A 13,185-nucleotide genomic window follows, 5' to 3' on the forward strand; every position below is an offset into this window, starting at 1 on the left:
GCGCAAGTGGTTCGAGGGGCACCTCGAACCCGCAGCGGAAAAAGGTCGTTAGAGGACGCCCATCTCGGTCAGCCGTTCAGGCAGATACGTATCCGTCACGAAGTCCAGTCCCCGCGAGGCCAGTGCCTGCTGTTCGGACTTCTTCCCGATGTCGAGCTGGAGTTCGATCTGCTCCTCCCAGAACTCCGTCTGGAAGCGTGGGTCCTCCAGCTCCGATTCGAGGGCGTTGATGTCCGAGTCCGAGAGGGGGTCCGTCGGCAGGTCGTACTCGACGATGTCCTCCGGACGGATGCCGATGAACTGGGCTTCCGGCGTCGCGAGGTACTCCGAGAGGTGGGCCGACTTGATCGAACCGTAAGCGACCGAGCCGTAGATGCGGTACGACCAGGGGTCACCGTCAGTGAAGACCACGACGGGCAAGTCGAGTTCGTCGTGGAGGCGCTTGGTCAGCCGCCGGGTCGCACGGGCGGGCTGGCCGCCCAGGTGGACGACGATGGAGTCGTACTCGTCGTCGAACCCGTTCTCGACCAGCCGGTCGCGCATCCCACCGGTCTCGACACAGAGGACGAAGTCGGCGTCGTTGTCGAGGAACTCGATGGTGTCTGGGTTGTTGGGGATCTGGTAGCCGCCCTGGCCCACGTCGTCCTGGCAGTGGATCTCGCGGTCGCCCCGCCTGGTCTGCTCGCGCAGCAGCAGCGGTCCCATCACCTTCGCGCCGGACTCCTCGGGGCGCATGTGGAAGTCCTCGCGTTTGACCTCCGAGACGATCTCTAAGTCCTCGATGAGGTTGTTCGACTCGTCCTGTGTGTTGAACTGGGCCTCGTCGAGGTCCCAGGACTCCGAGAGGTAGTACAGTTCACGCAGGGTCGAAGAGCGGTCCTCTTCGAGTTGCTGTGCGAGGAAGTCGATGGTGTAGGTCGCTTTCAGGAGCTTCTGGGCTCCGGAGACGGTCTTCGCCGACCGGGTCGAAGAGCGGTCGCCGTAGACCCACACGTCCTTGTCCTCGTCGTACTCGATGTTGGACTTCGTTCGGGTGGGAATCTGCATCGTCGGCACGTCGCCCTCGGCGAACTGGTCGTAGAAGTCCGCCGCGAGGTCGAGCAGCTGTTCGCGGGCTTCTGCCTCGTTGAGGTTGCTATCAGTACTCATAGATTACGCGTTCACGGTCAGTTTCTCGTCTTCGACGCCGTCGACGGCGATGTCGAACTCGGCGTCGCCGTCGATCTGATACTCCAGGACTGCGTCGTCGCCGGCAGCGACGGTCGTCTGCCACTTGACGAACCACTCGCCGTCCATCTCGACGACGTTCGCGCCGTTCGTGGCCCGTGGCTCGGTCGTGACGATGTCCGTCAGGTCGATGTCGGCGTTGGTGTCGTCGTTGTTCTCGACGACGACCCGGACCGTATCGCCCTCGACCTCGCGCTCGACGAGGACGTTGTTCATGATGCGGGCCATCGAGTCGTCGATGTCCAGTTGCTCGTTGCCGGTGACCGTCGCGAGCTTCTCGGCCATCTCGGGGAGGATCGTCGCGAGCTTGTTCTCTTTCTTCCGGCGCTTTTGCATCGATCGGCGCTTGTTGAGGTAGCTCTTTAGCTCCCGTGCGGCCTCGCGGATCGCCAGTTCGATCTCGGACTCGATCTCCGGGATGTTGGCGACGGCGTCTTTGGACTCGCTGGTGAAGGGGACGTTCGTCGAGGCGATGTGGACCATGACGACTGCGGCGTCGTTGGGGATGCCGCTGCCCCCCGGCTGATCGAGGCCGTAGTTGCGCCAGTTGATCGACTTGACCACGTCGGTCGTCGCACAGGCACCGCGCTGGTACACGAGCGGGACGCGGTTGGCAAAGCGCATCACCTGAGCCTGGTCGTGTTCGATGTCGCCGCCGTAGGCGATCCCCGCCTCGACGATGAACGGGTCGCCGCCGTGGACGGAGGCGTCCCGAGTGGAGGCGGCGAAGAAGTCCGCGTCGAACTCCTTTTTCAGCCCCGCCTCGACGAGTTCGGCGGTGATCGGTGCGAGACAGTCCGTCGGCGGTGCGATGATGTCGGTCTCGCGCATCGCCTCCAGCAGGTCGCTGGCGACGTCGCGGTCGTCGGCGATCTCGCTCACGTTGGGGGGATCGTCCGAGACCGGCGCGGCGACCTCCCAGAGGGCGTCGACGATCTTCTCGCGTGCGGTCTCGCCGAACGTGGTGTCGTCGCGCTCCTCGGTCATGTCGGCGGCGCGGTCGACGTAGGACTCAAACTCGGCGTAGGTCAGCCGGTGGCGGCCGTCGTCGAACTTGTCCGCGATTCGCTCGGCGATGCCCTGCACCGCGGCGTCGTCCTTGCGCGTCGTCGTGACCTCGTCGACGAGTTCGTACACGTCCGGCGTTCGATCGGCGGTGATCTCGCCCCACGCCGCCTCGATGGCGGCTTCGCGGACGGTGTCGCCGAAGGTCTTCTCGTAGTCGTCCTCGATCCGGTCGGCGTGGCCGTCGACGATCTCTTCGAGGCGACCGTGGGCGACCCGGCCGGCCTCCGAGACGGCGCTGGCGACCGCATCGGCGAACGCCGCGGTGGCGTCTTTGCCCTTGTTCGAGACGGCCTGCTGGACGGCTCGCGCCACGTCCGTTCCGACGGCTTCGCCGTCTTCACCTCGTTGCCCCTCCGGGGCAACGCTGCCGTCGTGGGGCTCCGGGCCGTACCACGTCATCTCGCGGCCGTAGTACCGGTCGTTGAAGTTCGCGATGACCTCGTCGCTGGTCTTCTGGCCCACCCGGGTGAACTCGCCCTGCATGAACCCCGAGATCGAGTACGAATCCGTCGACTCCAGCATCTTCAACAGCGTGCCGAGTTCGACGCCGTGGGGGTGGGGACGGATCTCCTCGGTCTCGTCCGGGAGCTGGTCGGTCGTCCGTTCGTACTTGAGGTGTTCCTTTGGCTCGACCAGTTCGATGCGGGCGTGGGGGTTGACCACCGCCGTGTGCTTGATGTAGTCGTGGAGCTGCTGGCGGGCCCGCATGTTCGCCTCCATCTCCAGTTCGATGCGGGTGCCGTGGGGTCGCTCCCAGGTCGTCGTGTCCTCGACGCTGATCTCGGGTTCGTTGGCGTCCGTGTCGACGATCAGCTCGAAGTACTGGGCGTCTGCGTGTTGCTCGGTCCGGCTGGTGATCTTCGCCGGCTTGCCGCTGGTCTTCTGGGAGTGGAGGACGGCCGCCGAGATACCGATCCCCTGCTGTCCCCGGTTCTGCTCGCGCTTGTGAAAGCGCGAGCCGTAGAGCAGCTTCCCGAAGATGTTGGGGATCTGTTCTCGGGTGATGCCGGGGCCGTTGTCTTCGACGATGAGCCGGTAGTAGTCCCCCGCTTCCTGGATCTCAACGTAGATGTCGGGGGTGATCCCGGCCTCCTCACAGGCGTCGAGCGCGTTGTCGACGGCCTCCTTGACGGCCGTGACGAGCGCCTTGGCCCCCGAGTCGAACCCGAGCATCTGCCTGTTCTTCTCGAAGAACTCGGCGATGGAGATGGATCGCTGGCTCTCGGCCAGTTCGTCGGCGATCCCCTCCCCCTCCCCGAGACGAGACTGATACGAGGTCATTCGTGGCGGTACGTATCAGCGGACAGCTTAAAAGGTGTTCGCCACCGGAGTGAAAGTGGTCACGGCGGCGTGACGGCACTGAGTGGCAGAGAGATTAATCGACGCTGTCGTTCTCGGATATTTGTCCTGATAACTCGCCAGTTGTCTTTTTACCCGAGCATTCCCCACAGAGAGTAGCGCGGCAACTAGAAGGAACCCAACAAAGATTTATTATGACTATCGAGAACTGGCTCCCACAGTCCGTCCGTCGGAGTTACACGCGAAAGTTCGGGCTCGTCGCACTGGTGATTCTGCTGATCGTCGCGAGCATCGGATTCTACACCGCAACACAGGTTTCAGAAGACGTGAGCGATCAGCAACGCCAGAACCTCCTGGCGAACGCAGAGCTGGAGGGCGACGCCGTCAAGCAGTGGGTCGACACCCAGCAAAACACCGTCAGAACGCTCTCGAAGCAGCGGGCGCTCGCGACGACCGACCTCGATCAGGTACGCACCGCACTCGACGACGAGATGGAGCAACTGCCAAGCGAAGTCGTGGCGCTCCACTATCTCGACCGGGACGACCGGACGATCGAGGCGAGCACGAACGCCGACCTCGAAGGCTCCAGCGTGACCGAGACGGCGATCGTCTGGCCACAGGAAGCGAGCTACGACGAACTGTCGTTCGACGGTCCTGAAACAGTCATCCAGTCGTGGGTGTACGAGGATCGGGACGGCTCCCCCTCGATGGCCTTGATCTCGCCGGTGCCGGAGACGGAGTACGCGCTCATCATGAAGATCCGGATGAGCGAGCGAGCCCAACGCTTCCGCAGCTCCATCGACGGAACCCGGACGACGATCATCGGTCGGGGCACCGGTGACGTACTGCTGGATCGCGACGAGGACGCCATCCTCGCGCAGTACGGCGGCTCGAACGCTGACGAGATCAGGACCGCCGTCGACAACAACCCCAACGGGACGCTCCTGACCTCGGATTCGGTGGTCGCGTACACGGCCGTCGGCGGTGACTCCAACTGGGTCGTCATAAAGAAAGCGCCCAAGTCGTCGGCACTGGTGGTTCGCCAGCAGGTCGAGCAGAACATCTTCCTCCTGATCGGGTCGGCGTTGGTCGGGCTGGTCGTGCTGGGGCTGATGGTGCGACGGGGGCCGATGCGTTCGATGCAGGAGCTGTCCTCGCAGGCGACCGCGCTCGCAGACGGCGACCTCGACATCGAGATCTCCGACGACGGTCGGATCGACGAGGTCGGACAGGTCCGGACCGCGTTCCGCGACATCACGGCGTACCTCCAGACCGTCGCCGACCAGGCCGACGCGCTGTCGCGCCAGGACTTCGACGCTGCCGTCCTCGACGAGCCGGTCCCCGGACGGCTCGGGGACTCGCTGGACGCGATGCAGACCGACCTAGAGCAGTTCATCGACGACCTCGAAACGGCCCGCAGCGAGGCGGAAGTCGCCAAACAGGACGCCGAGGCCCTGGCAGACAGCCTCGAACAGCAAGCGACGGCGTTCGGAGCGGTGATGGCCCGAGCCGCAGAGGGCGACCTGACCCAGCGACTCGACACGGACATCGACAACGACGCGATGCGAGAGATCGCAGAGGCGTCCAACGAGATGATCGCGGAGCTGGAGCGGACCGTCGTCGAGATCGAGCGCTTCGCACGCGACGTCGACGATTCGAGCGAACAGATCTCCGCGAGCGCGGACGAAGTGCGGACCGCGAGCGAACAGGTCGCCGAGACGATCCAGGAGATCTCCAGCGGAGCCGAACAGCAAAACGAGAACATCCAGCAGGTGACAGACGAGATGACGGATCTCTCGGCGACGATCGAGGAGATCACGTCCTCGACCGACGAGATCGCGACGAAGGCCGAACGCGCCTCCGAGACCGGCGAACAGGGGCGCGAGTACGGTCGAGAAGCGACCGAAGAGATCGAAGCGATCGAGCAGAAGGCGACAGAGACCATCGAGCAGGTCGAGACCCTCGCCACCGAGGTCGAACGGATCGGCGAAGTCGTCACGCTCATCGACGAGATCGCCGACCAGACGAACATGCTGGCGCTGAACGCCTCCATCGAGGCCAGCCGAGCCGGCGAGGCCGGCGAAGGGTTCGGCGTCGTCGCCGACGAGATCAAAGAGCTCGCGGCCCAGACCCAGGCTGCGACCGACGACATCGACTCGATGATCACCGAGATCCAGTCGGTGACCGACGAGACCGTCGTGGACATGCGCGAGATGGGCGCACGGGTCGACACCGGACAGGAGACGATCAGGGAGGCCACCGAGGCCCTCGACGAGATCGTCGAACAGGTCGAGGAGACCAACGCCGGCATCCAGTCGATCAGCGACGCGACGACGGAACAGGCGGCGTCGACGGAGGAGGTCGTCGCGATGGTCGACGAAGTCGGTTCGATCAGCGAACAGACGAGCGCACAGACGGAGAACGTCGCGGCCTCCGCGGAGGAGCAGACCGCCTCGATCACGGAGGTCACCGAGAACATCCGGACGCTCTCGGATCGAGCCAGCGACCTCAAGGGGCTCGTCGAGTCCTTCGAGACCGAGGCAGACGCCACCAGCGGCCACAGCGACAGCGGACCGGCGAGCGAGGCAGCGACCGGCCGGTCGAGCGGCGGGTCCTGATCCCGTTCGAACGATCGGACGAACCGAACTGCCGGACGGGGCGACCGCTTCGCGTGCGCGTGCGGGAAGTTTAAGACCCCCGCACGACTAGACGCAGTAGATTCTATGTCACAGGACCGTGATTACGGTGCGGAACAGATTCAGGTTCTGGAGGGGTTACAGGCCGTTCAAAAGCGGCCGGCGATGTACATCGGGTCGACCGACTCCAGAGGCCTCCATCATCTCGTCTACGAGGTCGTAGACAACTCCATCGACGAGGCACTCGCCGGGCACTGCGACGAAATCACCGTCACGATCCACGAGGACGACTCCGTCTCTGTCTCCGACGATGGCCGCGGCATCCCGGTCGACACCCACGAGAAGCACGACCGGCCCGCGCTCGAAGTCATCATGACCGTACTCCACGCGGGAGGGAAGTTCGACAGCAAGTCCTACCAGGTCTCCGGTGGGCTCCACGGGGTGGGTGTCTCCGTCGTCAACGCACTCTCGAAGTGGCTCGAAGTCGAGGTCAAACGCGACGGTGCCGTCTGGAAACAGCGGTTCGACCACGGCGAACCGGAGTACGAGCTCGAACGGGTTCGCGACATGGAACCCGACGAGGAGACGGGCACACAGATCCGTTTCTGGCCCGACGACGAGATCTTCGAGGCGACCGACTTCGTCTACTCGACGCTGGCGTCTCGCCTCCGGGAGCTTGCCTTCCTCAACTCCGGCGTCGAGATCTCGCTGGTCGACGAACGCGACGGCGAGTCTCAGACGTTCGTCTACGAGGGCGGCATCAAGGAGTTCGTCCAGTATCTCAACGAGACCAAAGAGCCCCTCCACCGCGACGTGATCTACTTCGAAGACGAAGAGCAGATCGAGGACGGGCCGGTCCAGGTCGAGATCGCCATGCAGGGCACGGCCGAGCTACAGGGATCGATCCACGCCTTCGCCAACAACATCAACACGCGAGAGGGGGGCAGTCACATGACCGGGTTCAAGACGGCTCTGACCCGGACGGTCAACGACTACGCCACGAGCAACGGCCTGTTGAACGACCTCGACGACACCCTCTCGGGCGAAGACATCCGCGAGGGCCTCACGGCCGTCATCTCCATCAAACACCCCGACCCGCAGTTCGAGGGCCAGACGAAGACGAAGCTGGGCAACAGCGAGGTCCGGGGGATCGTCGAGTCGGCGATGCACGACGGTCTCGGGACGTTCTTCGAGGAGAACCCCGACACGGCGGAGGCCATCGTCGGCAAGGCCGTCGAGGCCGCGAAGGCCCGCAAGGCCGCGAAGAAAGCCGAGGAGCTGACCCGGCGCAAGTCCGCGCTCGAATCGACGGCACTGCCCGGCAAGCTCGCCGACTGCCAGACACGGGATCCCGACGACGCGGAGCTGTTCGTCGTCGAGGGCGACTCTGCCGGCGGCTCGGCCAAACAGGGACGCAATCCGGAGTTCCAGGCGATCCTCCCGATCCGCGGGAAGATCCTCAACGTCGAGCGACACCGCCTCGACCGCATCCTGGAGAACGACTCGATCCGCAACGTCATCACGGCGCTCGGCACCGGCATCGGCGACGAGTTCGACATCGAGGACATCCGCTACAAGCGGATCATCATGATGACCGACGCCGACGTCGACGGTGCCCACATTCGGACGCTCCTGTTGACCCTGTTCTACCGGCACATGAAGCCGCTGCTGGAAGCTGGCTACGTCTACGCCGCCCAGCCCCCGCTCTATCGGGTCCGGTACAACGGCGAGACCTACGACGCGATGACGGAGGCAGAGCGAGATCGGCTCGTCGAAGAGAAGTGTGACGGCAATCCAGATCAGGTCCAGCGGTTCAAGGGCCTGGGCGAGATGAACCCCCAGCAGCTGTGGGACACGACGATGGATCCCGACCAGCGGATCCTCAAGCAGATCACCATCGAGGACGCCGCCGCCGCAGACAAGATGTTCTCGGTGCTGATGGGCGACGCGGTCGAGCCCCGCAAGGAGTTCATCAAGGAACACTCGCCGGAAGCCGACTGGGTGGACATCTAACATGAGTTCTGAAGCACCTGATCCCGACGATCCGCAGGCAGCGTCGCGCGTCGACCGCGTCCGCATCGAGGACGAGATGGAACAGAGCTACATCGACTACGCGATGAGCGTCATCGCCGGTCGTGCGCTCCCGGACGTTCGCGACGGGCTCAAGCCCGTCCACCGCCGGATTCTCTACGCGATGCACGAGATGGGCGTCTCGTCGCGGTCCTCTCACCGCAAGTCCTCCTCGATCGTCGGGGAGACGATGGGTGATTACCACCCCCACGGTGACAGCGCGATCTACGACACCCTCGTCCGAATGGCCCAGCCGTTCGCGATGCGCTACCCCCTCGTGGACGGACAGGGGAACTTCGGCTCGATGGACGGCGACCCCGCGGCCGCGATGCGTTACACCGAGGCCCGGATGTCGCCGATCTCGGAGGAACTGCTCGCCGACATCGAGAAAGACACCGTCGACTTCCAGTCGAACTACGACGACCGACTGCAGGAGCCGGAGGTCCTGCCGTCGGCGATGCCGAACCTGCTGGTCAACGGTTCCTCGGGGATCGCCGTCGGGATGTCGACGAACATCCCGCCGCACAACCTCGGCGAGGTGATCGACGCGACGATTCACCTCATCGACAACCCCGACTGCGAGGTCGAGGACCTGATGGACCACGTGAAGGGGCCGGACTTCCCGACCGGCGGCAACATCGTCGGCAAGGACGCCATCTACTCGGCGTACTCGACGGGGCGCGGTCGCCTCCGCGTCCGGGCGGACTACGAGGTCGATCCCGAGGAGAACCGGATCGTCGTCACGGAGATCCCCTACCAGGAGAACAAGGCACGGATGGTCGAGCGGATCGCCGAGGACGTCAACGAGGGCGTCATCGAGGGGATCGCCGACCTCCGCGACGAGTCGGACCGCAACGGCGTCCGCATCGTCGTCGAACTCAAGCGCGGCGCGAACGTCGACGTGGTCGAGAACCAGCTCCTGGAGAGCCACCTCGAATCGACCTTCGGCGTCATCAACCTCGCGCTGGTCGACGACGAGCCCCGCGTGCTCACCCTCAAAGAGACGCTCGAACACTACGTCGATCACCGCCGGGAGGTCGTGCGTCGGCGCTCGCAGTTCGAACTCGACGAGGCCCAGGACCGCGCACACATCCTCGAAGGTCGCCTGAAGGCGCTGCAAAACGTCGACGACGTGGTCGAGCTGATCCAGGACTCGGAGGACCGCGACGAGGCCCGCACCGAACTACAGAGCCAGTTCGACTTCTCCGAGGAGCAGGCGGCCCACATCGTCCGGATGCAGCTTGGCTCGCTGACCTCGATGGAGACCGCAGAGATCGAGTCGGAGTACGAGGACGTACAGGCCCGAATCGAACGGCTCCAGACGATCCTCGACTCCGAGTCGGAGCTTCTGACGGTCATCAAAGACGAGCTTCGCGAGATCAAAGCGGAGTACGACGACGACCGCAAGACCTCGATCCTCGAAGCCGAGGGCGAGGTCACCCACGAGGATCTCATCCCCGAGGAAGACTGTGTCGTCGTCATCACGGAGGACGACTACATCAAGCGGATGCCCGTCGACGTGTTCGACGCCCAGAACCGCGGCGGCAAGGGGATCATCGGCTCGGACCCCAAGGAGGGCGACCGCGTCTCGAAGGTCTTCCGGGCGAACAGCCACGACTACCTGCTCTGTTTCACCAATCAGGGACAGGTCTATCGCCTGAAGACCTACGAGATTCCGGAGATGTCCCGCACCGCCAGGGGCAAGTCGGCGGTCAACATCATCGATCTCGGCGACGGCGAGGAGATCACCGCCGTGGTCTCGACGGACGACTTCGAGGAAGAGGAGTGCCTGACGATGGTCACCCGCAACGGCTACGTCAAGCGCACCTGCGTCGACGAGTTCGAGAACATCCTCTCGACGGGGATCATCGCCGCGAAGCTCGAAGACGGCGACGCACTGGTCGACGTGGAGGTCACCGACGACAGCGGCGATCTGGTCGTCGCCACCGAGGGCGGCATGACGATCCGTTTCGACGAGTCGGAGGTCCGCGAGATGGGACGGTCGGCCCGCGGCGTCCGCGGGATCGACCTGCAAGACGGCGACAAGGTCGCCGCGATGGTCGCGACGGACGACCACGACGACCGCGCACTCCTGACCGTCACCGAGAACGGGTACGGGAAGCGCACCCTCCTGTCGGAGTACAGCAAACAGTCCCGCTACGGGAAGGGCCTGATCGACATCAAGACCGACGACCGCAACGGCCGCGTCGCGACGGCGAAGGCCGTCCGCGAGGACGACCACCTGGTCATCATGAGCGAGAGCGGCCAGATCATGCGCATCCCCGCCGGTGACGTGTCACAGGTCGGCCGCAACACGAAGGGGGTCAAGATCATGGAGCTCGACGGGGCGGACAACGTGGCGAGCGTCACGGTGGTGCCCGCCGAGATCGAAGACGGCGAGTAGCACGGAGAACGCGAGCGGCGAGGCAATCTTTTGCGGGAGGGACGGTACAAAAAGCGTAGTATGAAGACGCTGGGCTACGAGGAGGGAACGAATGCCAGACGTTCCGCGCCACAAGAGCAAACACGAACGGCTGGCCGCCCATCCGCTCGTCACCGACGAGGGACGCGTGACGCTCGTCGAGCCACTGGACCGGAGCCGGAACGGCGAAGTCCGGAGCGCCGTGCGGCGCGAGGTAGCGGCCGCGGGCGTCGACTGTCTGTTCGCGGACTTTCGCAGCGGCTCCGACGTCGACTGGACGGGACTGTACGAGGCGCTGCGCGCCGAGGGCGCGTCGCGCCGACGGATCGGGGCCGTGCGAGACCTCGCCGATCGGTTCGAACGTCCGTATCCGTCACTGCTGCGACTGCGTGTCGATCCCGACACGGAACTGAACTTCGAGCCGGGGCAGTACGTCACGCTGCGCAGCGGCGACACGCCGCGGGCGTACTCGCTCGCGAACGCGCCAGCGGAGCACGAACTGGAGTTCTGTATCCGGCGCGTGCCCGGCGGACGCCTCACCAGCGAACTGTTCGTCCACGTCGAGGAAGGCGACGAGGTGGTCGTCCGCGGTCCCTACGGCGAGATGGCCCTCTCGAACCCCTCCAGCCGGGACGTGGTCTTTCTCGCGACCGGCACCGGCGTCGCCCCGTTTCGCAGTATGATCGAGCACCTCTTCGCGACCGGGCAAGACACCTATCGAGGCACGGAGCGGGACGTGTGGCTGTTTCTCGGCTGTGCGTGGCGCGACGACCTGCCGTATCGCGAGTGGTTCGAGTCGCTGGCCGAGGACCACGAGCGGTTTCACTTCGTCCCGACGCTGACGCGAGAACCACTCCTGAGCGACTGGTCCGGCGAAGTCGACTACGTCCAGCAGGTGTTCGCGAAGTACCTCGACGGGGCAGCGGTCGATCGCTCGTCGGTCCCGCAGTCGATGCAGCGCTACGTCGAGGCAGAACCCGTGGGGACGCAGGCTCGGCTCGACCCCGACGACCTCGACCTGTACGCCTGTGGGATCAACGCCATGGTCGAGACGCTCGTCCGGACGGCGCGGTCGGTCGGTGTCCCAGAGGCACACATGGACTACGAGGGGTTCGGGTAGGGCCGTCGACCGACGCTGTTTCACGAGCGCCGGGACGGGACATCACCGGCGGCGAACCAGGGGTAGATTGCCTACTCGGCGAAGCCGTCGGCTCGTAGGGTCTCGTAGATGGCGTTGAGCTGGTGGTAGCCGACTTTGACCTCTGGCGTGTCGTCGATGGCGTCGGTCGCGACCTCGTTGTCCGGCGTCAACTGGAAGTACCAGTTCCCGTAGCGGTCGTTGACCGCGTTGTCCAGCGCGTAGTTCCAGATCCGGTCGTACCACGCTCGATACCGGTCGTCGTCGAAGCGGTCGGCCAGCAGTGCGGTCGCACCGATCCCCTCACACAGTGGCCAGTAGTACTTGTTCTCGACGAGCGGGTCGCCGTCCCGGTCGAAGTTGTAGACGAAGCCGCCGCGGTCGTCGTCCCAGCCGTTCTCGACGGCCGCGTCGAAGAAGCGAACGGCGCGGTCGGCGAACCACGACTCTTCCCGGTGGCGGGCGAGCACCAGCAAGAGCTTGCTCCACTCCAGCAGGTGGCCCGGCTGATAGCCCCAGGGCCGGAAGAGATCGCCCGGCTTGTCGCGGTTGTACGCCCAGTCGTGGTCCCACTCGCTCGTGTAGTGCTCCCACAGCAGGCCGTCGCCCTCGTCGGCGAGGTCGCGAGCCAGCCCCTCGGCGATACGAGCGGCGCGGTCGAGGTACTCCTCGGTCCCGGTGGCCTCGTAGGCGGCCAGTAGCGCCTCGCAGGTGTGCATGTTGGCGTTCTGGCCGCGGTAGTCGCTCGTGCCGGACCAGTCGCGGTCGAGTTCGACGCGACAGCGGCCGTACTCGTCCTCCCAGAAGTGTTCGTCGAGCAGCGCGTACGCGGGCTCGATCCGCTCGCGGGCATCCGGGACGCCGGCACGTGCGGCCGTCGCGTACGCCAGGAGGACGAACGCGTGGCCGTAACAGCGCTTGCCGCCGTCGGCTACCGTCTGCCCGTCGAGTTGCCAGACGTACCCGCCGTGGCGGTCGTCGCGGTGGTGTCGTTCGAGGTGACGAATGCCGTGTGCAGCCATCTCCTCGCAGTAGTGGGGCCCATCGAGGAGCGCGCCGACGCTGTAGTTGAACACGAAGCGGGCGGTGGCCGGCAAGAGCTTGGCGCGAGCGTCGTAGACGGTGCCGTCGCGGTCGCTGATCTGTGGGACGAACCCGCCGTGGGTCGTGTCGACGGACCGTTGGTGGTAGAAGTCGAGCAACGAGAGCGCATGTCGCCGGAGATACCGGGGGTCTCTGACCGTCGTGTCGTTGCGGGCGAGCATTGCCGGCCCGTCGACGTGACGAGTAATAAGCTTGCCCGAACTCCCACATCGTGTTCCACA

General features: G+C 65.0%; 7 protein-coding genes. 4 read left to right on the plus strand and 3 right to left on the minus strand.

The features are described from left to right. Positions 1-48 precede the first annotated feature (48 nt). The gene (locus tag AC5FRZ_RS10680) at positions 49-1,149 is read right to left on the minus strand and encodes a DNA topoisomerase IV subunit A (protein WP_015763675.1); all 1,101 of its coding nucleotides are present in this window, start codon (positions 1,147-1,149) and stop codon (positions 49-51) included. 3 nt (positions 1,150-1,152) lie between these two features. Further along, positions 1,153-3,576, minus strand: coding sequence for a DNA topoisomerase VI subunit B (locus AC5FRZ_RS10685; RefSeq protein WP_493564557.1), 2,424 nt, complete (start codon positions 3,574-3,576; stop codon positions 1,153-1,155). 212 nt (positions 3,577-3,788) lie between these two features. Between AC5FRZ_RS10685 and AC5FRZ_RS10690 the strand changes: the two genes are divergently transcribed. From AC5FRZ_RS10690 to AC5FRZ_RS10705, 4 genes are all read left to right on the plus strand, one after another. After that, the gene (locus tag AC5FRZ_RS10690; protein ID WP_493564558.1) at positions 3,789-6,212 is read left to right on the plus strand and encodes a methyl-accepting chemotaxis protein; all 2,424 of its coding nucleotides are present in this window, start codon (positions 3,789-3,791) and stop codon (positions 6,210-6,212) included. 105 nt (positions 6,213-6,317) lie between these two features. After that, positions 6,318-8,243, plus strand: coding sequence for a DNA topoisomerase (ATP-hydrolyzing) subunit B (gene gyrB, locus AC5FRZ_RS10695; protein WP_170094697.1), 1,926 nt, complete (start codon positions 6,318-6,320; stop codon positions 8,241-8,243). Position 8,244: 1 nt separating this feature from the next. Beyond that, complete coding sequence (gene gyrA / locus AC5FRZ_RS10700) at positions 8,245-10,704, plus strand: DNA gyrase subunit A (protein WP_493564559.1); 2,460 nt, start codon at positions 8,245-8,247, stop codon at positions 10,702-10,704. Positions 10,705-10,795: 91 nt separating this feature from the next. Beyond that, positions 10,796-11,842 (plus strand): FAD-binding oxidoreductase, encoded by a 1,047-nt coding sequence (locus AC5FRZ_RS10705; RefSeq protein WP_493564560.1) that lies wholly within the window; start codon positions 10,796-10,798, stop codon positions 11,840-11,842. 71 nt (positions 11,843-11,913) lie between these two features. Here AC5FRZ_RS10705 and AC5FRZ_RS10710 read toward each other — a convergent pair whose 3' ends face one another. Further along, on the minus strand, positions 11,914-13,125 hold the full coding sequence (locus AC5FRZ_RS10710) for an AGE family epimerase/isomerase (RefSeq protein WP_170094703.1): 1,212 nt from the start codon (positions 13,123-13,125) through the stop codon (positions 11,914-11,916). Between the last annotated feature and the right edge of the window lie 60 nt (positions 13,126-13,185).

Source organism: Halomicrobium sp. HArcht1-1 (genome assembly GCF_058933285.1).

Excerpts from the sequence above, each read along its gene's own strand:
- AC5FRZ_RS10690 (WP_493564558.1), top strand. The coding sequence starts at position 3,789 with ATGACTATCGAGAACTGGCTCCCACAGTCCGTCCGTCGGAGTTACACG.
- AC5FRZ_RS10705 (WP_493564560.1), top strand. The coding sequence starts at position 10,796 with ATGCCAGACGTTCCGCGCCACAAGAGCAAACACGAACGGCTGGCCGCC.
- AC5FRZ_RS10710 (WP_170094703.1), bottom strand. The coding sequence starts at position 13,125 with ATGCTCGCCCGCAACGACACGACGGTCAGAGACCCCCGGTATCTCCGG.
- AC5FRZ_RS10685 (WP_493564557.1), bottom strand. The coding sequence starts at position 3,576 with ATGACCTCGTATCAGTCTCGTCTCGGGGAGGGGGAGGGGATCGCCGAC.
- AC5FRZ_RS10680 (WP_015763675.1), bottom strand. The coding sequence starts at position 1,149 with ATGAGTACTGATAGCAACCTCAACGAGGCAGAAGCCCGCGAACAGCTG.
- gyrB (WP_170094697.1), top strand. The coding sequence starts at position 6,318 with ATGTCACAGGACCGTGATTACGGTGCGGAACAGATTCAGGTTCTGGAG.
- gyrA (WP_493564559.1), top strand. The coding sequence starts at position 8,245 with ATGAGTTCTGAAGCACCTGATCCCGACGATCCGCAGGCAGCGTCGCGC.